The organism is Streptomyces sp. NPDC016640, from assembly GCF_043076215.1.
Classification (GTDB): Bacteria; Actinomycetota; Actinomycetes; order Streptomycetales; family Streptomycetaceae; genus Streptomyces.
The window spans coordinates 243,167-267,341 of sequence record NZ_JBIBRG010000012.1; the positions used below are offsets into that span (position 1 = coordinate 243,167).

General features: G+C 73.2%; 19 protein-coding genes and 4 pseudogenes. 15 read left to right on the forward strand and 8 right to left on the reverse strand.

Going from position 1 to position 24,175, the window contains the following annotated elements:
• The first annotated feature begins 88 nt into the window (after positions 1–88).
• The 3 genes and pseudogenes from ACF07S_RS24495 (at position 89) to ACF07S_RS24505 (ending at position 1,465) form a co-directional block, all read left to right on the forward strand.
• Positions 89–523: a hypothetical protein gene (locus ACF07S_RS24495; protein ID WP_391965766.1), complete on the forward strand. Its 435-nt coding sequence runs from the start codon at positions 89–91 to the stop codon at positions 521–523.
• 191 nt (positions 524–714) lie between these two features.
• Positions 715–843 (forward strand): annotated as a pseudogene (locus tag ACF07S_RS24500) (esterase family protein); the annotation flags it as partial.
• Positions 844–1,066: 223 nt separating this feature from the next.
• Complete coding sequence (locus tag ACF07S_RS24505; protein WP_391965767.1) at positions 1,067–1,465, forward strand: hypothetical protein; 399 nt, start codon at positions 1,067–1,069, stop codon at positions 1,463–1,465.
• A gap of 408 nt (positions 1,466–1,873) precedes the next feature.
• Here ACF07S_RS24505 and ACF07S_RS24510 read toward each other — a convergent pair whose 3' ends face one another.
• Positions 1,874–4,645 (reverse strand): glycosyl hydrolase, encoded by a 2,772-nt coding sequence (locus tag ACF07S_RS24510; protein WP_391975111.1) that lies wholly within the window; start codon positions 4,643–4,645, stop codon positions 1,874–1,876.
• A gap of 839 nt (positions 4,646–5,484) precedes the next feature.
• On the opposite strand from ACF07S_RS24510, the gene ACF07S_RS24515 reads away from it, so the two are divergent.
• The 4 genes from ACF07S_RS24515 (at position 5,485) to ACF07S_RS24530 (ending at position 12,141) form a co-directional block, all read left to right on the forward strand.
• Positions 5,485–6,405 (forward strand): hypothetical protein, encoded by a 921-nt coding sequence (locus tag ACF07S_RS24515; RefSeq protein ID WP_391975112.1) that lies wholly within the window; start codon positions 5,485–5,487, stop codon positions 6,403–6,405.
• A gap of 125 nt (positions 6,406–6,530) precedes the next feature.
• Positions 6,531–6,980 carry a hypothetical protein gene (locus tag ACF07S_RS24520; protein ID WP_391965770.1) on the forward strand — a complete coding sequence of 150 codons (450 nt, stop codon included), beginning with the start codon at positions 6,531–6,533 and terminating at the stop codon, positions 6,978–6,980.
• Between the two features lie 212 nt (positions 6,981–7,192).
• Entirely contained in the window at positions 7,193–11,098 is a 3,906-nt protein-coding gene (locus ACF07S_RS24525) for a helix-turn-helix domain-containing protein (protein ID WP_391975113.1), read from the forward strand.
• A gap of 152 nt (positions 11,099–11,250) precedes the next feature.
• Positions 11,251–12,141: an NlpC/P60 family protein gene (locus ACF07S_RS24530; protein ID WP_391975114.1), complete on the forward strand. Its 891-nt coding sequence runs from the start codon at positions 11,251–11,253 to the stop codon at positions 12,139–12,141.
• A 137-nt stretch (positions 12,142–12,278) separates the two neighbouring features.
• Here ACF07S_RS24530 and ACF07S_RS24535 read toward each other — a convergent pair whose 3' ends face one another.
• From ACF07S_RS24535 to ACF07S_RS24545, 3 genes are read right to left on the reverse strand one after another with little or no spacing between them, the layout of a single operon-like run.
• Positions 12,279–13,034 carry an amino acid ABC transporter ATP-binding protein gene (locus tag ACF07S_RS24535; RefSeq protein ID WP_391965773.1) on the reverse strand — a complete coding sequence of 252 codons (756 nt, stop codon included), beginning with the start codon at positions 13,032–13,034 and terminating at the stop codon, positions 12,279–12,281.
• On the reverse strand, positions 13,031–13,960 hold the full coding sequence (locus ACF07S_RS24540) for an amino acid ABC transporter permease (protein ID WP_391975115.1): 930 nt from the start codon (positions 13,958–13,960) through the stop codon (positions 13,031–13,033). The genes ACF07S_RS24535 and ACF07S_RS24540 overlap by 4 nt, the downstream gene beginning before the upstream one ends.
• A complete protein-coding gene (locus ACF07S_RS24545; RefSeq protein ID WP_391965775.1) occupies positions 13,957–14,841 on the reverse strand; it encodes an ABC transporter substrate-binding protein in 885 nt (294 codons plus the stop codon). The genes ACF07S_RS24540 and ACF07S_RS24545 overlap by 4 nt, the downstream gene beginning before the upstream one ends.
• A 307-nt stretch (positions 14,842–15,148) precedes the next feature.
• Here ACF07S_RS24545 and ACF07S_RS24550 point away from each other — a divergent pair, with 307 nt between their 5' ends.
• Positions 15,149–15,466, forward strand: a complete 318-nt coding sequence (locus ACF07S_RS24550) for a hypothetical protein (RefSeq protein ID WP_391975116.1) — start codon at positions 15,149–15,151, stop codon at positions 15,464–15,466.
• Positions 15,467–15,501: 35 nt separating this feature from the next.
• Here the strand turns inward: ACF07S_RS24550 and ACF07S_RS24555 are convergent, their stop codons facing one another.
• A complete protein-coding gene (locus ACF07S_RS24555; protein WP_391965777.1) occupies positions 15,502–16,107 on the reverse strand; it encodes an HD domain-containing protein in 606 nt (201 codons plus the stop codon).
• A gap of 218 nt (positions 16,108–16,325) precedes the next feature.
• Between ACF07S_RS24555 and ACF07S_RS24560 the strand changes: the two genes are divergently transcribed.
• Positions 16,326–16,868, forward strand: a complete 543-nt coding sequence (locus tag ACF07S_RS24560; RefSeq protein WP_391965778.1) for a hypothetical protein — start codon at positions 16,326–16,328, stop codon at positions 16,866–16,868.
• 109 nt (positions 16,869–16,977) lie between these two features.
• Here ACF07S_RS24560 and ACF07S_RS24565 read toward each other — a convergent pair.
• Positions 16,978–17,421 (reverse strand): annotated as a pseudogene (locus ACF07S_RS24565) (ATP-binding protein); the annotation flags it as partial.
• On the opposite strand from ACF07S_RS24565, the pseudogene ACF07S_RS24570 reads away from it, so the two are divergent.
• A pseudogene (locus ACF07S_RS24570) lies at positions 17,420–17,581 on the forward strand (MFS transporter); the annotation flags it as partial. The pseudogenes ACF07S_RS24565 and ACF07S_RS24570 overlap by 2 nt on opposite strands.
• Before the next feature lie 59 nt (positions 17,582–17,640).
• On the opposite strand, the gene ACF07S_RS24575 reads toward ACF07S_RS24570, so the two are convergent.
• Positions 17,641–18,402 (reverse strand): CDP-alcohol phosphatidyltransferase family protein, encoded by a 762-nt coding sequence (locus tag ACF07S_RS24575; RefSeq protein ID WP_391975117.1) that lies wholly within the window; start codon positions 18,400–18,402, stop codon positions 17,641–17,643.
• A gap of 107 nt (positions 18,403–18,509) precedes the next feature.
• On the opposite strand from ACF07S_RS24575, the gene ACF07S_RS24580 reads away from it, so the two are divergent.
• The 5 genes and pseudogenes from ACF07S_RS24580 to ACF07S_RS24600 form a co-directional block, all read left to right on the forward strand.
• Entirely contained in the window at positions 18,510–19,487 is a 978-nt protein-coding gene (locus ACF07S_RS24580) for a zinc-binding alcohol dehydrogenase (RefSeq protein ID WP_391975118.1), read from the forward strand.
• A gap of 132 nt (positions 19,488–19,619) precedes the next feature.
• Positions 19,620–20,018 carry a 6-pyruvoyl tetrahydropterin synthase family protein gene (locus ACF07S_RS24585; RefSeq protein ID WP_391975119.1) on the forward strand — a complete coding sequence of 133 codons (399 nt, stop codon included), beginning with the start codon at positions 19,620–19,622 and terminating at the stop codon, positions 20,016–20,018.
• Positions 20,015–21,226, forward strand: a complete 1,212-nt coding sequence (locus tag ACF07S_RS24590; protein ID WP_391965782.1) for a glycosyltransferase family 4 protein — start codon at positions 20,015–20,017, stop codon at positions 21,224–21,226. The genes ACF07S_RS24585 and ACF07S_RS24590 overlap by 4 nt, the downstream gene beginning before the upstream one ends.
• Positions 21,223–22,233, forward strand: a complete 1,011-nt coding sequence (locus ACF07S_RS24595; protein ID WP_391975120.1) for a hypothetical protein — start codon at positions 21,223–21,225, stop codon at positions 22,231–22,233. Before ACF07S_RS24590 ends, ACF07S_RS24595 begins: the two co-directional genes overlap by 4 nt.
• Positions 22,230–23,210, forward strand: a pseudogene (locus ACF07S_RS24600) (lysylphosphatidylglycerol synthase transmembrane domain-containing protein); the annotation flags it as partial. The gene ACF07S_RS24595 and the pseudogene ACF07S_RS24600, both read left to right, overlap by 4 nt.
• A 164-nt stretch (positions 23,211–23,374) precedes the next feature.
• Here the strand turns inward: ACF07S_RS24600 and ACF07S_RS24605 are convergent.
• Positions 23,375–24,169 carry a creatininase family protein gene (locus ACF07S_RS24605; protein ID WP_391975121.1) on the reverse strand — a complete coding sequence of 265 codons (795 nt, stop codon included), beginning with the start codon at positions 24,167–24,169 and terminating at the stop codon, positions 23,375–23,377.
• Positions 24,170–24,175: the final 6 nt, after the last annotated feature.

Below are 24,175 nucleotides of genomic sequence, written 5' to 3' on the forward strand. Positions count from 1 at the left end.
CGGAAGAAAATCTATCGGCGGCCACTGACAACGCCGGTCCGCCCGGTGCGGCGCCCGGCCGCACCCGGCCGCTCCGTAGCCTTCGGTCATGGCTGACACCTACGAACTCCAGCTGGCGCTGGACCTGCCGGGCTCCCTCACCTCCCGCGAAGTCGAACTGCTCCGCTGGCACTTGGGAGAAGACGGCGGCCGTCAGGACGAGGGCTATGAACACCCCCTGTGGGACGGCCGAGGTCCGGCACGGCACATCGGGGGGCTGCACGTCGCGGAGCTGCGTCCGGCCGGCGGGGGCTGGGCACTGACCGTCCGGCAGGAGGCGCATCCCGACGGCTTCCACGATCTGCGCCGGATCGTGCAGTGGCTCGGCGCCCGGACGACGACCTCGGGCCCCATCGGATACCTGCGCTTCCACGAGTCGCACGTGCCCGACATGCTGATCGCCCGATCCGGGACGGTGAGCTGCGCCTTCCTGCGGGTGGCGGAGGTCGTCGAGGTGGCGTCCGAGAAGTACCCCCACACCTGAACCACGGCCGTGGCGCGGACGGTCCGGCCCGCCCCGGCACCGGCGCGGCGGCCGTGGCCCCGGGTACTGACGTGAGGCGGAACCAGTCGTTCGATCCGGCTCCGCAGCACCTGACCGCCCCGGCCCCGCCGGACCGTCCACGCAGCGACGCACCGCACCGCAGGGAGCCGCCGTGTCCGTGCCCGTGACCGCAGCTGGAGCGCGTCGGAGCCAGGCACCCCACCACCCACTTCCACGGGCCGGGCACCCACGCCCGGGCGTACGGGGAACGTGAACTGCACGCTTCGTTGCCGATGCCGCCGAGGGCTCTGCGAGCCGACGACCGAGGTCCGGTCCCGGCGGCCGGTGCCCGACCGTCGCTCCGGCGATCGCGATCCGTCCTCCCGGGGACCGGCGGCCGGGGCGGGTACGGGACCCGGCCCGGCCCCCGCGCACCGAAGACGCCCCGAAAACGTGTACGCATGAGTTCTGGAGGTCTGGCACCATGGGCCGCTGCGCGTATGTGTCTTTCGCGGGCCGAGTGTCCTGACCGAAGGGGATCCCATGGCGGACTGGATCTACATCCTCGATCCGCGCAAGGACACGCTGGACGGGGAACCGTCCGACAAGGAGACGATGCGTCAACTGGCGGAGGAGGAACCGGAGCTGGATCTCTGGCTCGGCCGCCGCAGCCGCATGCGGCCGGGCGACCGCCTCTGGTTCTTCTTCGCACGGCCGGAGTCGGCCGTCGCCGCGGTGGCCGAGGTCGACGAGGAGCCGCGGGAGAACCACGATGACCCCGACGTCCCCTACCTGGTCGCCGTGACGCTGCTGACCGGGGCGACGAAGGCGCTGCACCGCGATCCGGTGGGCCGTGAGGAACTGGGCATGGGGCAGGTACGGTCGGTGCAGAAGGTGAAACCGGAGGCCCTGCCGGGGCTGCTGGCGCGGGCGGGCCTCTGACCGTTGCCGTGTCCGCACGTCCCCGGTGGGCGTGTGCACGGCCGACGACCTGCCGTAACCGCCCCGGTGTGGCGCCGCGGCGGCCCGGTCGGGTCAGGGAGCAGGCGGCAGGTCGAGCAGGGCGCCGTGTCCGGCCGGTCCCGGCGGAGCCGCGGCCCCGCACGCCAGGGCCGCCTCGGCGAGGGGGACGAGCGGCGGCGGCCGCCTCCCGGTCCCCGAGCCGCTGCTGAACCTCCCCCGGCGTCAGTGCCTGGGCCTTTCACGGCCATCGGTGCCGGAGCGGTTCCCGTACTGCGTCGGCTGCCCGCTGGCCGCTGCCCGCTGGCTGTCGGCAGCCCCGGCCGTGCCGGTGCGGCGGGCACCGGCCGGATGCCGGTGCCCGCCGCCGGCCTTCGCCGGTTCGCCGGTTCAGCTGTAGGGGATCACCAGCACGGACTTGTCCGTGCCCGTCTGGAGCTTCGAGGTGCCGTTGCCGATGGCGTTCCACACCTCGAGGCGTACGGTGCCGCCGGCGAGGTCGCGCGGTGTGCCCGCGGCCGCCTGGAGACCGCGTGCCTGCGTGTACTCCTCCCATCCGGTGACCGGGTCGGTCGCGAAGTAGCGGTACGTCTCGGTCCGGTCGAAGCTGCCGTCGCCGGTGAAGTCGTAGCTGATCCGGGCCTGCTGGCCCAGCCCGACCGTGGTGCCCGCGTCCACCTGGAGCCGGAAGGCGGTCTGCGCGCCCGGGGCGAGCGTGCCGTTGACGCCGCGTACCTCGTAGACGAGGGGCTGGTACGGGGTGCCGTCGTGGTTGGCGCCGCCGCCGGAGGCGATGGTGTCGCTGCCCGCCGTGCCGCCGGTCGCCGTGGTCAGTGCGCCACCGCTGCGCAGCTGGAAGGTGTTGCCGGTCGGCGGTTCCGGGTCGGGGTCGCCCGAACCGGTCCCGGTGCCGCTCGCGGTGGAACGGGCCGGCACGACGAGCGTCTTGCCGTCGGAGAAGGTGACGGTACGGGCCGTCGATCCGTGGTTGTGGGCGGCGTAGGTGCGGGTCGTTCCCTTGGTGAAGACCGCGGAGGTGGGGATGTCACCGGTCACGGTGGCGTCCGGGGCGCCGAGGGTGTCGAGGGTGTTGATCCAGTGGTAGGTGTGCGCCTTCGACTCCCCCTGCTCGGGGGTGTAGCCGGCATGCCCCGCGTCCCACTTCGCCTTGGCCGAACCGGGGTCGGCGAAGGACTGGAACTCCCAGAGGATGTCCCGCCATTCGACGGCCGGGCCGCCGTTCTCCCGTTCCATCTCGGCGATGTTGCGCCGGATCGCGGCCTTCTCACCGCCGAGGTGGAGCGAACCGCCGGTCACGGGCAGGACGTTGATGCCGTGGATCTCCTCGGGGTTGGCGGTCCACCAGGTGGAATAGGCGGCACCGCTGCCCCACACCATGCCGGCCGTGTCGTGGCCGAACGAGGACGGGAAGACCTGCTCGTCGGCGTCGAACCAGTACTGGGCGATCGCCTCCGACTCGGTGGTCAGCAGGAAGGTGCCGAGGTCACGCAGCGAGGTGTCGCCGGTGGCGGAGCCCCACAGGACGAGGGCCGCGCTGAGGTTGGTGGACTCGGAGGAGGACTCCTGGTTGTTGCCGGCGGCGAAGCCCTGGTGGCCGGAGGCCCAGCTGTGGCCCGCGTAGACGTCGAAGCCGCGCAGGAAGGGGAAGGCGGTGTCGGTGCGGCTGGGGTTGGCGGCGTCCCGCACGAGGGCCTTGACCATGCCGCCCCAGGCGGAGTCGGCGGCCCATCCCGGGTCGTACTGGGCGACGATCGCCGCCGCGTAGACGTAGTAGCTGTAGTGGAAGTGGTGGTCGTTCAGCTCGGTGTCGCTGCCGTAGGAGGCAGGGTAGCCGGTGAGGGTCTTCCAGTCCTTGTCGTAGCTGAACTCGTTCGCGCCTCCCGCCGTGAACCAGTCCTGGAGCTTGCCCTTCATCAGGCCGAGCAGCCGGTCGCGGGTGCCGGTCTCGCCGATCTGGTCGGCCACCGGGACGAGCTGGGCGAGGCGGCCGAGGGCCTTGCCGGTCCAGTAGGTGTCGGAGGCCCCGGAGAAGGGGTCGGAGGCGTTCACGACCTCGTTCAGGTAGCCGCGCAGTCTGGCGGTGTCCACGCCGTTCGACTTGGGCAGCCCGGGCAGTACCGCCGACGCCTTCTGGCTCGTGGTGAAGGAGGCCGACTCGCGGACCTTCATGGTGCCGCGCGGCGAGACGTAGGTGTAGGAGGTGAGGGGGTCCGTGGTGTTCAGCCACTGGTGGCGGTAGAGGGCCTGGAGCGTGCCGCGCTCGGTGCCTTCCTTCGCCTCGGTGGTGACCGTGTAGGTGGCTTTGACGGTGCCGCCGGTGTAGCTCCAGGCGGCGTTGGAGCCGGTGACGAAGCTGTAGGCGTACTTCTTGAAGGTCGCCAGCGCGCCGGTGGACGGCAGCACGGCGACGGAGAAGTAGTCCTTGGAACCGAGACCCGCGGTGACGGTGGAGCCGGCGACGTTCCAGTCGCTGCCGGTCGGCGCGAAGAGGGCGTAGTGGTGCCCGGCGACGGTGATGCCGAGGACGTTGCCCTGGTCGGCGAAGACGGCGGGCGTGCCGGCGGTGGTGATCTGGGCGTTGCCGCCGGAGCCCTTGGCGTAGACGAACGGTGAGCCGTGGCCGATGGTGGTGCGCAGGGTGCGGGTGCCGTCGGACCAGTAGGGGGTGACCGTCCAGTCCGACCAGTCGTCGGCCTTGGCGTCGGGCGAGTTGAGGCCGGTCAGTCCGATGGTGAGGTCGCGCTTGTGGGCGTACTCGTACTGGCGGCCGTCACCGACGATCGCGGGAGTCGTCGGATAGCCGACGTCGAGCCCGCCGGCCGTGGCCTGGTAGGTGAGGGGGTGCCCGTACATGGGGGTCGAGTACGGGTTGTCGCCGTAGCGCTGGAAGGCGAGGGAGGACCACCAGTCGTTGGTGGGCACGGGCCGGTTCCGGGCGGCGGCGGTCAGCTTGGGCGTGACCGGCGCTCCCGTGTTGGTGGTGGGGCCCGACGTACCGGAGGGCCGGGTGTCGGAGTAACTGCCGGAGCCCACGGGGACGGTGGCGGCGGCCGCCGGTCCGGCGGCCGGTCCCAGGCCGACGACGACGAGGGCTGAGGCCAGCAGCAGAACGGCTGCCGGTCTGGTGCGGGGGGATGGCATGCGGCACCTCAAGTCATGACGGGAGGGGAGTCTGAGAGCGCTCTCAGGTGGCCGGAACGTAAAGCCTCTGCAATGCACGTGTCAATGGATTGAACGCAGCGGGTGGTCGCCGAGCCCAGAATCCGTTATCTCTTCGCGTCTTGACGAGGTGAGCGTCCTGCGGCCGGACCCGATGACGGGAGGCACCTGTACGGGGCGATCCGCCGGCCGCCGGTGCTCACCGGGAGTTCGGGGATCCGGAGCAAGCCATCCGCACTCGGGCGTCAACGTCGTCCGGTCGTGGTCCAGTCGTACCGGAGTCGAGCGACCCGGCACCGGACGTCGAGCGCGATGCGGAGCGGTTCCCGGCGCCGCGGCACGCCGTCGGCGCCGCCCCGCAGGTCTCCGGGTGAGCCTGCCGTCGAGGGAGGTCGTCGTACGATCAGCATGATCCCGGTACCCCCCGGGGCCTGCCGGCCGCCCTCGGACCCCGGGCATGCGGGTGGTCCGACCGGGACGGCGCAGGCGTGAGCGGCGCCACCGGGACCACCGTGGCGAGCGGGAGACGGGCGTCCTCCGTTGCTCCGGGCAGCAGGTGCGGCCGCTGCGGACAGGCCGGGGCTGACGCGGGTCGCATTGTGACGACGCGGACGGCATCGTGACGCGGTGAAGGGGGCCGCTCCTCACCCGCACCGCTTCCGACCGTCCCCACCGCGTTGCCTCCCTCCCCGTGTTTCCCCTGCTCACGCCTTGTTTCCCGGTCGACCGCCCCTGCGGGCAACAGGAAACCCGTCGACCTCCGCCGGCCGTGGGGCAACTCTGGATCCGTCAGCAAGCGGCAGCGAAGGGGGGCGGGGTTCATGAGACGTGTACTCGTGTCCTTGTGCGTGGTCGTGGCGGCCGTCACGACCGGGTGCGCCGATGGCGGTGACGGCGGTGACGGCCGGGCGCAACAGGATCGGAGTCCGCGTCCCCGGGCGCTGACCTGGCAACAGGAACTGCGCGTCGCCGACGCGCAACAGCGTCTGACCAGGCAGTGCATGAACCGCCAGGGCTTCACCTACCGGGAGGACCGTGGCCTGACGCTCCGGGAGAGCCGCCCGGTGCGCTACGTGCAGGACGACGTGGCCTGGGCCCGTACGTACGGGTACGGCGGCCGGATCGAAGCGAAGAGCCTGCGCGTCCGCGAACGCAACCCCAACGGGACCTACCGCCAGAGCCTCTCCCCGTCCCGGCGCGCCGCCTTCGACGCCGCGCTCGACGGCGGTGACGGCGCCCGCATGCTCACGGCATCGCTGCCGGGCGGCGGGGAGACGCGCAAACGCCTCGGCGGCTGCACCCAGGAGGCCGAACGCGCACTCTACGGCGACCCGGCCGAGTGGTACCGCACCGGAAAGATCGCCACCGGCCTCAGCGCCCTCTACGGCGAGGAGCTGATGAAGGACCGCCACCTGACCGCGGCGGTACGGGCCTGGTCCCGGTGCATGAAGAGGGCGGGCCGGCCCTACGAGGACCCCCGGGCGGCCCGCGAAGCCGTCCGGGTCAACACCGGCCGGCTGGGCGCGGCCCGCGCCGACGAGGCGTTCGCCGCCGAGCGGAGGACCGCCGTCGCCGACGCGACCTGCGCCCGCGAGACCTCCCTGCGCGCCGTGGCCACGGCGCGGGAGACGTACCACCTGGACCGCCTGCGCGACCGGTTCGGCAAGGACATCGACACCTACCGGCACCTCGGTCAGCGGGCCTACGACCGGGCGGTGCGCATCGTTCCGGAGCGGGACTGACCACTTCCCGCTCCCGGGCGGCCACCGCCCCCGGTGAGGGCACGCCGGGCCACCGGCCCGGTGCGCCGGCACCGACGCACCACCGCCAACGCACCACGTCACCGAAGGAAAACGAGGGAAACAGCATGCGCAAGTTCACCGTCACGGCCGCCCTCCTCGGGCTCACCGCCCTGGGCGTCGTCGTACCCGCCACCACCTCGCAGGCGGCCGGGAGCACCGTCGCCGGGCCGGGCTGCGACAGCAAGTGGGGCCCGCGCAACGGCTACATGTACGCCTGGGAGAACCTGGACTGCTCGGGCGCCCTGCTGATCAGCACCGCGGGCAACAGCGACTGGTGGGTCGGCTCGCAGGACAGGGCGACGTCCGTCATGAACCGCGGCTACACCGGTGGCCTCGACCACGTCGCGTTCTACGAGAACTCCGGCTTCGGCGGCGGCCACGCCTGCCTCGCGCCGGGCGAGCTCTACGCCGACAACCTGACCGACAACCGGTTCACCAACGGGGTCAACGCGAACGACACCATCTCCTCGCACAAGTGGGTGGCCCGCAGCGCCTGCGGGGCCTTCCTGACCTGACCTGACCTGACCTGATCCGATCCGACCCGTCCGTGTGTGCGTGTGTGCGTGTGTGCGTGTGTGCGTGCGACGGGGGACGAACGTCCGGAACCGCCCCATGGTTCCGGACGTTCACGTTTTCGCCACACCGCAGCAAAGGTTTGCCCGCGCTTACCACCCCGGCAGTAATCTGGGCGTCCACCGTCTCACGGCCGCACCGCTTGGGGGACTCCGTGGGAGATCCGCAGCACGGGCATGAAGTTGACCACGGGAACGGGCGGGATCGGAACGCGCTGACCACGCACTCCTTTCCCGCACAGCTGAGACGCCTCAGACAGGCGCGCGGTCTGTCGCTGACCGATCTGGCACGGCAGACGCATTACAGCAAGGGCTACCTCAGCAAGATCGAGACCGGCACGAAACGGGCGACCGCCGACGTCGCCCGTGTCTGTGACCGAGTCCTGGGCGCCGAGGGGGAGTTGCTCAGGCTCGTACAGGAGGGACCGCCCGTCGACAGCGGGAGCGGCGTCGAGGCCGCCGCTTCCGGGCGGCAGTCCGAAGGGGCGTGTCCGTACCGCGGCCTGTCGGCGTTCACCCCGCAGGACGCGGACTGGTTCTTCGGCAGGGAACGCGCGACGGCCGCACTGGTGGAACGCGTCTTCGAACGGGTGGGAAGCGGCCCGCTGATGCTCGTCGCCCCCTCTGGCGCGGGCAAGTCGTCCCTGCTCAACGCCGGACTGGTGCCCGCCCTGCGGCGTGGCGACCTCCCCATGCCGGGCGCCGACCGGTGGCCGGTGGTGGTGTTCACCCCCACCTCACGGCCCCTGGACGAGCTCCTGGAGCGCACCGCGAAAGCGGTGGGCGGGGACCTCACCGTCACCGTCGAGGAGGTGCGCGAGAATCCCGACGCGGTGCTGGACGCCGTACGCGCGAGGGTGGACGATCCGCCGGCACCGCCCGGGGAACGCCGGCCCCCGCCCTGCAGACCGGTGCTGATCGTCGACCAGTTCGAGGAGCTCTTCACCCTCTGCGCGGACGAGGACGAGCGGCGCTCCTTCGTCCGGGTGCTCTGCGGACTGGCGGCCTCCCGGCCGGAGGGGAGCGCACACGGCCCCGCCGTCGTGGTGCTCGGCGTCCGGGCCGACTTCACCGGCGACTGCCTCGACCTTCCCGAACTGGCCCCGGTCCTCACCGACGGGCTGTTCGTGCTGCCGCCCATGTCCGTGGCGGAGCTGCGGGAGTCCATCACCCGGCCGGCGGAACTCGCCGGACTGGTTCTCCAACCGGGCCTGGTGCCCCTGCTCCTGCGCGACGCGGGGCTGCGCGACGAGCAGGGCGGCCCACCGCGGGGCAACGGGACGGACGCCGGTTCCGGAGCCGACACGACACCCTCCGGCGTACTCCCCCTCGTCTCCCACGCCCTGCTGGCCACCTGGCAGCGGCGCGAGGGGTCCGCGCTGACCGTCGCCGGGTACGAACGGGCCGGCGGCATCCGGGGCGCGATCGCGCGGACCGCCGAGAACGTCTTCGCCCGGCTGTACCCGGCCGAGCAGAAGACGATCCGCCGCGTCCTGTCCCGGCTGGTGTACGTCGCGGACGGCGGCGGGGCGACCCGCCGCCGGACGAACACGGCCGCCCTGATGGAGCAGTTCGCCGGCGCGGACGGCGCGGCCGCCGCGCTCGACGCCTTCGTACGGGCCCGGCTGATCACCATGGACAGCGACACGGTCGAGATCACCCACGAGGCCCTGCTGCACGCCTGGCCACGGCTGCGGGACTGGATCCACGCCGACCGCGCCGGGTTGCTCCTCCACCAGCAACTCGCGCACGCCGCCGCCGAATGGGATCGCGAGGGCCGCGATCCGTCCGCGCTGTACCGCGGCACCCGGCTGAGCACCGTGCGTTCCTGGGCCGACGAACTGGACGGCTGGAGCCGGCTCGGCCCCGGGGAGGAAGCGTTCCTCCGGGCGAGCCTGGCCGAGCAGGAAGGTCACGAGAGGCAGGCCAGACGGCAGGTCCGGTTCCGGCAGTCGATGTTCGCCACGCTCGTCGTCCTGCTGGGACTCGCCCTGACCGCCGGCGGCCTCGCCTACCAGCAGCGCGAGAGCGCCCGCGGCCAGGAACGCGTCGCGCGTTCCCAGGCACTCGCCGTGCGGTCCGCGTCGCTCGCCGGAGGCCGGCCGGAGGCGTCGATGCTGCTGGCCGGGGAGGCCTACCGGGCCCACGCCACCGCCGAGGCGCGCGGCGCGCTGCTGAGCACGCAGTCCCAGCCCTTCTCCGGCCGGTTGAGCGGTCACCGGGGGCCGGTCAACGCGGTGGTCTTCGCGCCGGACAACCGGTCCCTGGCGACGGCCAGTTCCGACGGGACGGTGACCCTGCGACGGCTGTCGGACCGCCGTACGACCGCCACGTTCGCCGTGTCCGGGCCCGTCCGCTCGATCGCCTTCAGCCCCGACGGCCGCATCCTCGCGGCGACGTCGACGCGCGGGCCCGTGAGCCTCTGGGACGTCACCGAGCGCCGGAGGAAGGCCGTGCTCGCCGACAGCACCAAGGGCGCCCGGGCGCTGTCCTTCGACCCCCGCGGGCGCCGGCTCGCCGTCGCGACCGCGCAGGGGACGATCCAGTTGTGGGACACCGCGCGCACGCCCCGCGTCACCGCCTCCCTGCGCGGGCACAGGGGCATGGTCAATGCCCTGGACCATGCCCGCGACGGCCGGACCCTGGTCTCCGCCGGAGCCGACCGGGCCGTGCGGCTGTGGGACACCGACCGGGCCCGGCCCCTCGCCGTGTTCGAGGGTCACACCGACGAAGTGCTGGGCGCGGCGTTCTCCCCGGACGGCAGGGAGGTGGCCACCGGAGGCGTCGACCGGACCGTACGGCTGTGGGACGTGCGCGCGGGCCGGCTCGGCGCGACGTTGTCCGGGAGCAGCGACGACATCAACGCCGTCGCGTACACGCACGATGCCGCCACGGTCGTCGGCGTGGTCGGCGACGGGACGACCAGACTGTGGGACGTCCGCAGCGGTCGGCAGACCGCCGTGTTCGCCGGTCACACCGACTACGTGCTGGGGGCGGCCGTGACCTCCGACGGCGCCCTGCTCGCCACGGCCGGTTTCGACCGGTCCGTGGTCCTGTGGAACCTGAGCGGCCCGGTGCTGACGGCCCGTCCGTTCACGCAGGTCTGGCAGGCCCGGTACAGCCCCGACGGGCGACTGCTGGCCACCGCCGACGCCGACCACACGGTACGTCTGTGGGAGGTGGGCGGGCGCCGGCTCCTGGCGACGCTCCGGGGACACACCGAGGCGGTCCTCTCGGTGTCCTTCGCACCCGGCGGGCGGACCCTGGCCTCGGCGGGCTCCGACGGCACGATCCGGCTGTGGGACGTGGCCGCACGTGCTCCGCTGGCGACGCTGGCCGGCCACACCGGGCAGGTCTACTCCCTCGCCTTCGCTCCCGACGGCCGGAGTCTCGCCTCGGCCGGCGCCGACCGCACGGTGCGCCTGTGGGACGTGACGAAGCGCGCGCCGCTGGTGACGCTGGCCGGCCACCGGGACTTCGCCAACGGCGTCGCCTTCAGCCCCGACGGCCGGATCCTGGCCAGCGCCGCCGACGACCTGACCGTACGGCTCTGGGACGTCTCCTCGCACCGCCCGCTCGGCACGCTGAAAGGCCACACCGGCGCGGTGCGCAGCGTGACCTTCACCCCTGACGGGCGGACACTGGCCAGCAGCGGCAACGACGGCACCGTACGGCTGTGGAACGTCCGCGAACGCCGCTCCGAGGCCGTCCTGACCGGTCACATCGGCTCCACCCGGGGCATCGCCTTCGCGCCCGACGGCCGTACGCTCGCCAGCAGCGGCAACGACCGTACGGTACGCCTGTGGGACGTCGCCGGACGGCGTCCGTGGGCGACGCTGACGGGCCACACCGACGCGGTGTGGAGCGTGGCTTTCGCTCCCGGCGGGCGCACGGTGGCCAGCGCCGGCACGGACGGCACCGTACGGCTGTGGGACCTCGATCCCGCGGCCCAGCTGGCGGAGATCTGCCGGCTGTGCGCGGGCATCGGTGCGGACGCGCGCGCGAAGCTCCTGCCCGGCATCCCCCTCTCCGACGGGACGCCCTGCGACGGCCGGGGGTGAGGGAGACTCACCTGCTCGAAGGGTGTTTCCCGGGTGTTTCCCGTTGCCCATCGGCAGGAGGCGACACCTGGACCTCGACAAGCGCGAGTCACGGCCAGCAGGCTGCTGTGCGACCACTTCTCTCCATGCCTACAGGAAACGGGGGTCCTGGCATGGTCCGCCGGACCGATCTCATCCGCACACTGATCGCATTGCTCGCCTTCCTCATCTGGGCGCCGGTGTCCGCCGCCGCCGCGGACACCGCGGCGGCGGCACAGCGTACGGCCGCCGACACCTGCGGCGTCCTCGCGCCCGGAGCCTCCGCGGCGGCCGAACGCGCGATCGCCGCCGCCTGCGCCGAGGTCGCGGCCGGTACCTGGTACACGTGGGGCGGCGGGCACGGCGCCCAGCCGGGCGCCACGTACGGCCAGGTCGATCCGACCGACCCGGCCAGCGAGCACGATCCCGAACGCCTCGGCTTCGACTGCTCGGGCCTGGTCCGCCACGCCTACGCCAAGGCGGCGGGCTCCGACATCCTCAACGGTGTCGCCAGCCGGCAGTACTACACGCACCGCGCCGCCGACCGCTTCACCGCCGCCCAGGGCCTGGCCCCGCTGCGCCCGGGCGACCTGCTCGCCTGGGGCACCTCGCAGGACCTGCACCACATCGCCATCTACCTGGGCGCGGGCAAGATGGTCGAGGCCAAGGAATCCGGCACCAGGCTCATGGTCAGCGATGTCCGCCTCAAGAACTATTTCGGGGCCGTCCGCGTCAACACCGGGCCGGTCACCGGTCACATCCACCAGACGTGGGGCACCGACGTGTGGACCAAGGCCGAGCCTTCGGTCAGTGCCGCCCGCGTCTACGCCTTCCCGTACTCCACCACCATCCGCGTCCAGTGCCAGAAGCACGCCGAACGGGTCACCTCCGAGGGCTACACCAACGACGTGTGGTCGTACCTGCCGGACTACAGGGCGTGGATGACCAACATCTACATCAAGGGAGCGGCGTGGCTCGACGGGGTGCCCGAGTGCGGGACGACGACGACGCCACCGGCATCATGACGGACCGGCGCCACGGCCCGCTCTGAAGGAGCCGGTGTCCGGAGCACGGACGGCACGCGTGCGACCGCCGCCCCGCAGGGGGCGGCGGTCCTCCCGTACCGGGGGCGACGCCCCTCATCCCGGCCCGCAGGGGCCCCTCACAGGCGGCCCGCCGCCACGATCCGCCGCAGGAAGCGCCGCGTGCGGTCCTGCCGCGGGCCGCCGAAGACCTGCTCGGCGGTGCCGCGTTCCAGTACCACACCGCCGTCAAGGAAGCAGACCTGGTCGGCGACCTCGCGGGCGAAGCCCATCTCGTGCGTCGCCAGCACCATGGTCATGCCGTCGCCCTTGAGGCCGCGCACGACGTCCAGCACCTCGCCGACCAGCTCCGGGTCGAGGGCCGCGGTGATCTCGTCGAGCAGCAGCAGCCGGGGCCGCACGGCGAGGGCGCGCGCGATCGCGACCCGCTGCTGCTGGCCGCCGCTGAGCCGGTCCGGGTACTCGCCCGCCCTGGCGCCCAGCCCGAGCCGTTCCAGCAGCTCCCGGGCCTGCTCCTCGGCCCGGGCGCGCGGGACGCGGTGCACCCGGCGCGGGGCGAGGGTGATGTTCTCCAGCACCGTCATGTGCGGGAACAGGTTGTACGCCTGGAAGACCACGCCGATCCGGCGCCGCACCGCGTCCCGGTCCGCGCGCGGATCGGTGATCTCCTCGCCGTCCAGCCGGATCACGCCGTCGTCGATTTCCTCCAGGAGGCCGGCGCACCGCAGCAGCGTCGACTTGCCGGAGCCGGAGGCGCCGATCAGCGCGGTCACCGTGTGCGGGGCGACCTCCAGGTCCACGTCCCGCAGGACGACCGAGCCGCCGAAGGTCTTGCGGACGGACTCCATCCGCAGCACCGGCACGTCGTCGCTCATGTCGTTCCTCCTTGCGCCCGCCGGCGGTCCGTGCGGGCCGTCACCCAGTCCGTGAGGCGGGTCATCGGGATGGTCAGGGCGACGAACACCAGCCCGGCCACGATGTACGGCGTGTAGTTGAGGCTGCGGCCCACGACGATGTCCGCCGCGCGGACGGCGTCGACCGCGCCGCCGATCGACACCAGACCGGTGTCCTTCTGCAGGGACACCAGATCGTTCAGCAGGGGCGGCACCTGGCGGCGCACCGCCTGCGGCAGCACCACGAACCGAAGCGCCTGCCGGTTGGTCAGGCCCAGCGAGCGGGCCGCGGCGCGCTGCGAGGGGTGCACCGACTCGATGCCCGCGCGGAACACCTCGGCGACGTACGCCGAGTACGTCAGCGTCAGCGCCGTGCCGCCGAGGACCACCGGGTCGACCGTGACGCCCTGGAGCCGCAGCGCGGGGACGCCCAGGACCACGATCATCAGGTTGATGATCAGCGGCAGCCCGCGGAAGAAGTCCGTGTACGCCGCCGCCAGCACCCGCAGCGGGAAGAACACCGGGCCGCGCAGGGTACGGGCCACGGCGATGAGCATGCCGAGGACCAGCACGGCGGCGCCGCACACCAGCAGCAGCCGCAGGTTCAGCCAGAGGCCCTCCAGGACCTTGGGGAACGCCTCGCGCGCGTACTCCGGGTCGAAGAAGGTCTCCCTGGTGCGCGGCCAGCCGGGCGCGCTGACGAGGAGCAGGTAGAGGGCGGCCCCGGTGACCAGGGTCGACAGCGCGGCGATCGCCGTGGCGCGGCGGGCCCGGGCGCGCCGGTACCGCTCGCGCTCCAGCCGGCGCGACGACGGGACGTACGGGTCCGCGGCGCCGGGCGGGCCGGCCGCACCGTCGTTCACGTCGTCCGCGCCGTCACGGCCGGACTCGCCCTTGACGACGGTCACCTGAGCACCGGGACGTCGACCGCGTCGGCCAGCCACCGCTGCTCGAGCTGCGCCAGGGTGCCGTCCTCGCGGAGCGCGTCCACGGCGCCGGTCACGCAGGGGGTGAGCGCGCTGCCCTTGTCCAGCACCAGGCCGAACTGCTCCGGGGTACCGCCCCGGTGCTCGAACTGGCCGACGATCTCCGCCTCGGTCACCTCGGCGCCGGTCATGTAGAACGCGGTCGGCAGGTCGACCACGATCGCGTCGACCTGGCCGTTCCGCAGCGCGGACTTGGCCTGGTCGTTCTTGCCGTAGACGGCGGCGTCCCGGGTCGGCCGCACGACGTCCTCGATGGAGGCGAGGCTCGTCGTACCCACCTGGGCGCCCAGCTTCAGGCCCTTGAGGTCCGCGACGCCCGACGCCTTCGCGGCCCGGGAGTCCTTCAGCGCGACGACGGCCTGGCGCACGTCGTAGTAGCCGGACGAGAAGTCCACGGCCTTCCTGCGCTCGTCACTGACGGAGACCTGGTTGATGTCGAAGTCGAAGGTCTTCTCGCCCGGGGCGAAGGCCTTGTTGAACGGCACGCTCTGCCAGACCACGGCGTCCTCGGCGTACCCCAGCCTCTCCGCCACGGCGTACGCGACGGCCGACTCGAAGCCCTCGCCGCTGGACGGGTCGTCGTCCTTGAACCACGGCTCGTAGGCGGGCTGGTCGGTGGCGATCGTCACCTTGCCGGAGGTCTTCGTGGGCAGCTTGCCCTTGGCGCACGAGGAACCGGCAGGACCGGAGGACCCGGCGGGCGCGTCGGCCTCGGGCTGCGGGGCGCAGCCGACCGCGGTGCAGAGGAGGGCGACGGTGGCGCCGGCGAGGACGCGGCGCGGAACACGAGGGGCGAGAGGCATGGCGGGAGAGTGTCAGCGGCTTCCCCGGTTTGTCGAGGGCACCCCGTGATAATCCGCATGGTGGGAACGGGTGTTGCAATCCCGTGAACGGGTGGTCGGGGTGGTGGCCCGGCGCGGGCGGGTGTGTACAGGAGGGCGCTGCACGTGGGGGAGGCCGTTGCCGCGTCCGGCATCGGTCCGGGACGTGCCCGGGAGGGGGCGGTGCCGCGCCTGGCCGGAATCGGACCGTGCGGGTCGGGCCTCGCCATCGGTACTTTCGCCGGTCTTCCGGTGCCGCCGGTGACATCCCTCGGATCCGGTCCCTGGCTTGCTCGACCGACGGGGATTCCCAACCGTCTACCGGCCCGACACCCTGCCGGGGAACGAGAGACTGCCGATCGTGGCCTGGGGGAACGGGGCGTGCCGGGCGGACGGGACGTGGTTCCGGAACATCCTCACCGAGTTCGCCTCGCACGGCTTCCTGGTCATCGCCAACGGTGAACCCGGTGGCTCGGGCGGGCGGGTCGGCGTGAACTGGCTGAAGTGGCAGCTCAAGGGTGACACCACGGCGCGGGGCGAGTTCGCCGGTCCGAACTGCGGGCTGTGCTCATCCGGCTGGGATGTTCTCCGGAGGAACCTGTCCTGAACCGCTTCCGCGACCGTGACCGTGCTCGGCGCCGGTCAGGGGTGGACGGACGCGCCGTCGACGTACCCTGCCGGCAGGGTGAGGACCGGGTCGCCGAACTCCGTGCGCAGCGCACGGAAGGCGGTGACCTTGTCCTCGCCGAAGCGGCGGACGTGGGCGGCGTACTCGTCGGGGGAGAGGAACGCGGCGGGCCTGGACTTGGAGTGGAACTTGTCCGCGTACATCACCAGCCGCTCCTCCTCCGTCTCCGCCAGGTAGTCGGCGGGAGGCAGGGGGAGGCCCTGGTCCAGGACGTCCTGCCGCGTGACGCCCACTCCGGTGTGATGGGAGCAGAACCGGCGCAGGGTCTCGGGGAAGCCCTCCTGCTCGAGGATCTCGTGACCGAGCAGCCCGTGCCGTATGTAGTTCGCGTGGTCCAGTCGCCCGTCGTCGCCGTAGAGGCGGTAGACGCCGATGTCGTGGAGGAGGCAGCCGGCCCGGACCAGTTCGCCGTCGAGATGACTCAGGTGCGGCGCGGCGAGGAGTTGCCCGGCGACGCTCCAGACGATCTCGCAGTGCGTGTGGACGAGGGTGAACGCCTCGACGGTGGGCGCGTACTTCTCGTGCAGGGCACGGATCTCTTCGGGTCCCGGAATCCTCACGGGGTGAGCGTAACAAGGCGGACGGTCCCCTCCGCGCGGTCACCGCTCACCTGATCGAACACTCCCTGGCGTCCAGCGGCTCGCCGGTGCCGTCTCCGCGGCTCGATCACACGATCGGGTGGTGTCCCGTCGGGCGGGCACGCGTCGGCGCGGCCGCCCGTTCGATCCAACGACGGGGCCGCGTTCGGTCCATCCTCATCACCGCAGCGGGAGTACGCATGAGCCTGCACGTCCACCGCAATCCCGACGGCACGACGACCGGGCGCAACGACGCCAACGGGTTCACCGTGACGCACGCCGAGGAAGAGGAGGTGAAGCGGCAGTTGTACGAGGACGCGGGGTGGGAGTACACGCCTCCACCACCTCCGGTGCCGCCCGGCCTCCACCGGTTCTCGCTGGTGCACGACGCGTTCCGGACCGCCGGGTTCGCGGACGAGCGGTACGCGGGACTGCGGGTGCGTCCGCCGGAAGGATGTGTACCGGTTGACCGGGGGAGTTTCGCCCTGCAGTGCGAGCGTCCGGGGAGGACGCTGGTGGACGCGGTTGCCGGCACCGTCGCGGAGATCCGCCGCGAGCACGGGCTGGTGATGAACGGCCTGGGGATCGAGAAGCCCCATGAGTGGTTCGACACCGGCGGCGGGAACGGATACGCGGCGGAGAACGTCGCGCACCTGGTCCTGATGGCCGCCCACCGGGCCCGCCTGCTCGGATACGGGCGCAAGGACGTGGTCCGGCTGCTCGACGCGACGGGGATCGAGTAGCCGGCGGGGTGCTTCGGCAGGACCTGCACGTCCCCCCGGAGCCGGAACCGGATCCGGAACGGGACCCGGGCGGACCCGGCCGCCGTCGCCGGGCCGGACGGTGCCCGGGTCATGGCAGCGCCGCCGGCCCCGGTACGAAGTCCGGGTCCACCTGGGCCGCCAGGTCCTCGCCTGTGCGTTCGTCCGCCCAGGCGCGGGCGTTGCGGAGGTGGAACTCGACGGCGTGGCGGTGGAGGCGGTTCCAGTCGCGGTGGTGCCCGTCGACCGTCTCGCGCAGGACGCTCAGCGCGTGCCGGTTCTGCGGTTCCAGGGCGTGAAGGGTCTCCGAACCGGTCCGGCCCTGTTCCGCGGCGCGCACCCGGTCGGAGTGGACCAGGTGGGTCAGCAGGTCGTCCCCCACCTGTTCCTTGAGGAAGAGCAGGTCGTCCTCGCCGGTCACCTTGTTGCCGACGACCGCGATGCGGATGCCGAACTGCTCGGCGTGGTCCCGGTACTGACGGTAGACCGAGACGCCCTTGCGGGTGGGTTCGGCCACCAGGAAGGTGAGGTCGAAGGACCGGACACCGGCCCGGGGCGGGCTGCGGCTGCTGCTGCGCAACGGGCGCTTCCTGGCGCTGCGTTGCGCCTACGGCGCCTATCTGCTCGCCTACAACCAGCTGTATCTCGCCCTCCCGGTGGCCGCCGTGACGGCGGTGGCGGCGGCACTGCTGCCGAGACGCCCGTGACCGCCCCGGCACCCGGCCCCCGCGTGCCACCCGGCGACCGGCTCGGCTCAGCCGGCGATCAGCTCCCGCACCTCACGTCCGGCCGGAACCGTCGCCACCCGCGGCGTCCGCCACAGCCACAGCACATCCCGGCCGAACGACCACACCAGCAGACCGAGCGCCAGCAGCACCACCCCCGTGTCGACCGCGTCCGGCAGCAGATCCGCGCCCGCCACCAGCAGCAGCACTCCCTGGAGCGCGGCCACCGTCTTGCGGGCCGTGCTCGGCGGCAGCGGGGCGGTCAGCCAGGGCCAGAGGCGCGCCGCCGCAACGAAGACGTACCGCATCGAGCCGATCAGCAGCACCCAGGGCCCCATCGCCATCGACACGTACACGCTCAGCACCAGGATCAGGAAGGCGTCCACCTCCATGTCGAAGCGGGCGCCCAGCGGGGTCGCCGTGCCGGTCCTGCGCGCCACCTTGCCGTCCACGCCGTCGAGGAGCAGGGCCACGGCCGTCAGACCGACGAGGAGCGGGACGGGCGGTGAGTCCTGGAAGGAGTCGGCGACCAGCGCGGTCACCCCGCCGACGAGGGTGGCGCGGCCGAGGGTGACCCGGTTGGCCGCGCCGAAGGAGCGCAGCCGGGACCGGTACAGGGCCCGGGAGAGCACCGCCCAGGTGGCGAGGGCGAACGCGAGACCGGTCAGCCAGCCCGCCGGACCCATACCGGTCGCCGTACCGAGCGGCACGAGCAGCAGGATCTGTACGCCCGCCCCCACGGCGGTCTCCTGCTGTACGGACCTCGCGTCGTACCTGTTGTTCAGGGCCACCGAACACCCTCCGGCCGTGTGACAGAGTCGATCGACGCCGCTGCCTTGTGCGCGGCCTGTGCCCACTCGTTACGCGTACGGCTCCCCGATCGTTCAGGAGGACTCCGATGAACCGCACCGCCCTCGCGTTCTGGCTCGCCGCGCCCGGCCGGGGGGAGATCCGGGAGGTCGCGCTGCCCGCACCCGGCCCGGACGAGGTGCTGGTGCGCTCGCTCTGCTCCGGGGTGAGCCGCGGCACCGAGACCCTCGTCTTCCGCGGCGGCGTGCCCGAGAGCCAGCACGCGGTGATGCGGGCCCCGTTCCAGGAGGGCGACTTCCCGGGGCCGGTGAAGTACGGGTACCTCAACGTGGGGGTGGTGGAGGAGGGGCCCGAGGCGCTCACCGGCCGTACGGTGTTCTGCCTCTATCCGCACCAGACGCGCTACGTCGTCCCGGCGAGCGCCGTCACACCCGTGCCCGACGACGTGCCCGCCGGCCGGGCCGTGCTCGCCGGCACCGTGGAGACCGCGGTCAACGCCCTGTGGGACGCGGCACCGCTGGTCGGCGACCGCATCGCCGTGGTCGGCGGCGGCATGGTCGGCTGCTCGGTGGCCGCGCTGCTGGCGCGGTTCCCGGGCGTGCGCGTCCAGCTCGTCGACGCGGACCCCGCGCGGGCGAGGACCGCACAGGCGCTCGGGGTCGGCTTCGCGCTGCCCGGGGACGCGCTCGGCGCCTGCGACCTGGTCGTGCACGCCAGCGCCACCGAGCAGGGACTGGGCCGGGCACTGGAACTGCTCCGCGCCGAGGGCACGGTCGTCGAACTGAGCTGGTACGGCGACCGGAAGGTGAACCTTCCGCTGGGCGAGGCGTTCCACTCCCGGCGGCTGGTCATCCGCGGCAGCCAGGTCGGCACCGTCTCCCCGGCCCGGGCGAACCGCAGCCACGCCGACCGGCTCGCCCTCGCCCTCGGCCTGCTCGCCGACCCCGCCCTCGACGCCCTCGTCACCGGCGAGTCCCCCTTCGAGGACCTGCCCGAGGTCATGCCGGCGCTCGCCTCCGGCGAGATCCCGGCACTGTGCCACCGCGTCCGCTACGACACCCCCTGACGCGACCGGCATTCCCGACCTCGGAAAAGACGTGACGCGGGGTGAACACGGGAAGGCGGCAGGCCGTACTACACGGCATCCCCGGCGGAGACAGGCCGGGGAGCAGACGCGCCGCACCTGGAGGGTCGTCCGTTGTTCAGCATCACCGTCCGCGATCACATCATGATCGCCCACAGCTTCCACGGCGAGGTCTTCGGACCGGCCCAGCGCCTGCACGGGGCCACGTTCCTCGTGGACGCGACGTTCCGGCGCGAACAGCTGGACGAGGACGACATCGTCGTCGACATGGGCCTGGCCACACAGGAACTCGGAGCCGTCGTCGGGGAGCTGAACTACCGCAACCTCGACAACGAGCCCGGCTTCGCCGGCGTCAACACGTCCACGGAGTACCTGGCCAAGGTCATCGCCGACCGGCTCGCCGAACGCATCCACAGGGGCGCGCTCGGCGAGGGCGCCAAGGGCATCGCGGGGATCTCCGTCACGCTGCACGAGTCGCACATCGCCTGGGCGAGTTACGAGCGCGCGCTGTGACCGGCACGGCCGTCGAGACGAGCGGCACGGCCGTCGGCCGGGCCGGGACCGCCCGCCTGGACTACGTGCCCCGGCAGGCCTCCGCCCCGAGGAACGGCGGGATCATCCCCATGTCCCTGCGCTCCGTGCACTTCGTGATGCCGGGCGGTGTCGACGACCCGTCCGCGCCGAGCGGCGGCAACGCCTACGACCGGCGCGTGTGCCTGGACCTTCCCGGGTTCGGCTGGCAGGTGCACCGGCACGCCGTGGCAGGTGACTGGCCCCGGCCGGACGCCGCCGGCCGGGCGGAACTCGCCCGCACCCTGCGCGAACTGCCGGACGGTGCCGTCGTCCTGCTCGACGGGCTGGTCGCCTGCGGGGTGCCCGGGACCGTCGTCCCCGAGGCGGAACGGCTGCGGATGGCCGTCCTCGTCCATCTCCCGCTCGGTGACGAGACCGGGCTGGACGCGGCCGTCGCAGCCCGACTGGACGCCCGCGAACGGGCGGTGCTGCGGGCCGTCCCGGCCGTCGTCGCCACCAGCGACTGGGCGGTGCGCCGCCTCGTCTCCCACCACGGCCTGGCCCCCGACCGCGTCCACGTCGCCGCCCCCGGCGCCGACATCGCGCCCCTCGCGCCCGGCACGGACGGGGTGTCCCGGCTGCTGTGCGTGGCCGCCGTGACCCCGCGCAAGGGACAGCACCGGCTCGTGGAGGCACTGGCGGCCGTCGCCGACCTGCCCTGGAGCTGCGCACTCGTCGGCGGGCTCGGCCAGGACCCCGGGTACGTCGCCCACCTGCGGGACCTCATCCGCGGGCACGGCCTCCAGGACCGGCTGGAACTGGCCGGCCCGCGGACCGGCGCCGCACTCGACGCCAGCTATGCCGCCGCCGACCTCATGGTGCTCACCTCGTACGCCGAGACCTACGGCATGGCGGTCACCGAGGCGCTGGCGCGCGGTATCCCGGTGCTGGCGACCGATGTCGGCGGGGTGCCCGAGGCGGTCGGCCGCGCGCCCGACGGCGGAGTGCCCGGCATCCTCGTCCCGCCGGAGGATCCCGCCGCCATCGCCGCCGGACTCCGCGGCTGGTTCGGCGAGGCGGATGTGCGGCGCCGGCTGAAGACGGCCGCCCGCGGCCGGCGCGCCGCGCTCGGCGGCTGGGCGAGCACCGCACAGAACCTGGCGGCGGTACTGCGCGGGCTCCCCACCGGACCCCGGAGGGCCGCATGACCGAACCGGCGACCACCCGGCACGGCGGCCCGGTCCCGGCCCGGCCCGGCCCCCGGGGGAGCACCGTGGAACCCGGGGCCGGCACCGCCGGCCGGTCCGTCATCCCCGGCGCCGGCCCCGCGCCCCGCTCCGGAGAGCGGGCCACCCTGCGGCTGCGGGAGACCGGCGCCGAAGAACCGCCCCGTTACGCCCCCCAGTGGCTCCAGCTGCGCGAACCGGCCGACGCCGCCGCCCGCTCGTGCGACCTGCTCGACCCGCTGCGCGTCCGGCTCGCCGGCCCGCCGCGCCGGGCGGACGGTCTCGTCGTCCACGACATCGGCTGCGGCACCGGCTCGATGGGCCGCTGGCTCGCCCCCCATCTCGACGGCGCGCAGCACTGGGTCCTGCACGACCGCGACCCCTGCCTGCTGCACTTCGCCGCCGTCGCCTCCCCGAGCTCCGCCGCCGACGGCAGCCATGTCACCGTCGAGACCCGGCGCGGCGACGTCGCCCGGCTCACCCCCCGCTCGCTCGCCGGCGCCTCCCTCGTGACCGCGTCCGCGCTGCTCGACGTCCTGACCCGCGAGGAGGTCGGCGCCCTCGTCACCGCCTGTGCGGGAGCCGGGTGCCCGGCCCTGCTGACGCTCTCCGTGGCCGGACGCGTCGAACTGGACGCGCCCCACCCGCTGGACCAGGAGATCGCCGAAGCCTTCAACGCCCACCAGCGGCGGGACGGCCTGCTCGGGCCGGACGCGGCCGCCTTCGCCGCCGAGGCCTTCGCCGAACACGGCGCGACGGTGCGGCTGAACCCGAGTCCCTGGCGTCTCGGCTTCGGACAGGCCGCGCTGACCGAGCAGTGGCTGCGGGGCTGGGTCGGCGCGGCGGTGGAGGAGCGGCCGGAGCTGGCGGAGCACGCCGACCGCTATCTGGCCGAGCGTCTGGAGGCCTGTGGGGCCGGGGAGTTGCGGGTCGTCGTCCACCACAGCGATCTGCTCGCCCTGTGCCGGCCGGTCGACGGGACCGCATGAGCACGCGCACGGTGACGGCACCCGCGGCACCGGCCCCTGCGGCACCGGCGCCCCTACCGGGCACCGAACGGGACGCGGCCGGCGCGCGCCGTCTCCTGGTCCGGCTCAACACCCGTACCGTACGCACCCGCCTCGGCGCCCTCGCCGGTGTCGTCATCCTCGCCGTCCTGCTCCGGCGCCTGGGCACCGGGGTCTTCCTGGACGGTCTGCGCCGCATCGACGGGCCGGCGCTGCTCTGGGCGCTGGTGATCGGGCTGGCGACCACGGTGTTCAGCGCGTGGCGCTGGGCGCTGGTGGCCCGGGGGCTCGGGATCCGGCTGCCGCTCGGCCCGGCCGTCGCCGACTACTACCGGGCCCTGTTCCTCAACGCCGCCCTGCCGGGCGGCGTCCTCGGTGACGTCCACCGGGCCGTGCGCCACGGGCGGAGCACCGGTGACCTGGGACGCGGGGTGCGGGCGGTGGTGCTGGAGCGGACCGCCGGGCAGCTCGCGCTGTTCGCCGCCGGGGGTGTGGTGCTGCTGACCATGCCGTCCCCGGTGCTCGACGAGGCACGGCAGGCCGCCCCGGTGGCCGCTCTCGCCGCGGTGGGCGCCTGTGCGGTGGGGCTGGCGCTGCGCATGAACCGGGCGCCGTCGCCGCGGCGGGGGCGGGTGGCGGCTCGCGGGATGCTCGCCGAGGCGCGGGAGGGACTGTTCTCCCGCCGCAACGCGCCGGGTGTGGTGGTGTCCTCCGCCGTCGTACTGGCCGGGTACGCCGGGACGTTCGTGCTCGCCGCGCGTGTCAGCGGAGTCGACGCTTCCGTGGGTGAGCTGCTTCCGCTCGCCGTGCTGGCGCTGCTGGCGATGGGGCTGCCGCTGAACGTGGGTGGCTGGGGGCCGCGGGAGGGCGTCGCCGCCTGGGCGTTCGGGGCGGCCGGGCTCGGCGCGGGGCGCGGGCTGACGGTGGCGGTGGTGTACGGCGTGCTCAGCCTGGTGGCGAGCCTGCCGGGAGCGGTGGTGCTCGTCGGCCGCTGGTACGCGGGGGTACGGGCCGCGTCCGCTCGTCCGGCCGGGGGCCGTGGCGTTCTCGCTCCCGCCGCCCCTTCCCCTCCCGGCCCCGGGGGCGCTGCCCCCGGACCTCCCGTCGGCCCCCGGCCTCGTCCTCACACGCCGGACGGGCCGGGAGGGGGCGTACCCGGTGAGGTCAGCAGGGAGAAATACGTCCCGAAGGAATCGGTGAGCGTTTCCAGGAGTCGTCCGCCCTTTTCCGGCGAGCCCAGAGAAGGACGGCCGATGACACCGGAATCGGTATAGGCGGACATGCCGACGGTGAGGAGATGACGCCGGTCGTCGGCGATGTGATCGGAGGTCTCATAACCGGGTCGCAGCAATTCGGGATGCGCGTGCAGAAGGATGGAGGTCTCGATCTCACCCGCGTGCATGTCGGTGAGCAGCGAGGTGACCACACCCGCCCGCACCCGCGCCGTCTCCCAGTCCTCGGGGGCCGGGAACAGCGCCATCCGCTCACCCCGCGCGGAGGCTTCCTGGACGGCGTTGCCCAGGACGTAGTTTCCGCCGTGCCCGTTGACCAGGACCAGGGTGTCCACACCCGACCGGCGCAGCGAGTCGGCGATGTCCCGTATCACCGCGTGAAGGGTCACGGAGGAGAGGGAGACGGTCCCCGGCCAGGCCGCGTGCTCGTGCGAGCAGGAGATCGTCACCGGAGGGAGGAGGTGCACCGGATAGGCGTCGGCGATCTCCCGCGCGATCGCGCAGGCGACCAGTGTGTCGGTCGCCAGCGGCAGAAAGGGACCGTGCTGCTCGAAACTCCCCACGGGAAGGACCGCGATCTGCCGTGAGACGCCGGCGCCCCGATTCCGTACATCCTCTGTAGTGTCCGCCGGCAACAGACCGTGCACCGGGCCGTATGCCGCCGACCGCTCGTGTGAACCACCCATGTCCTC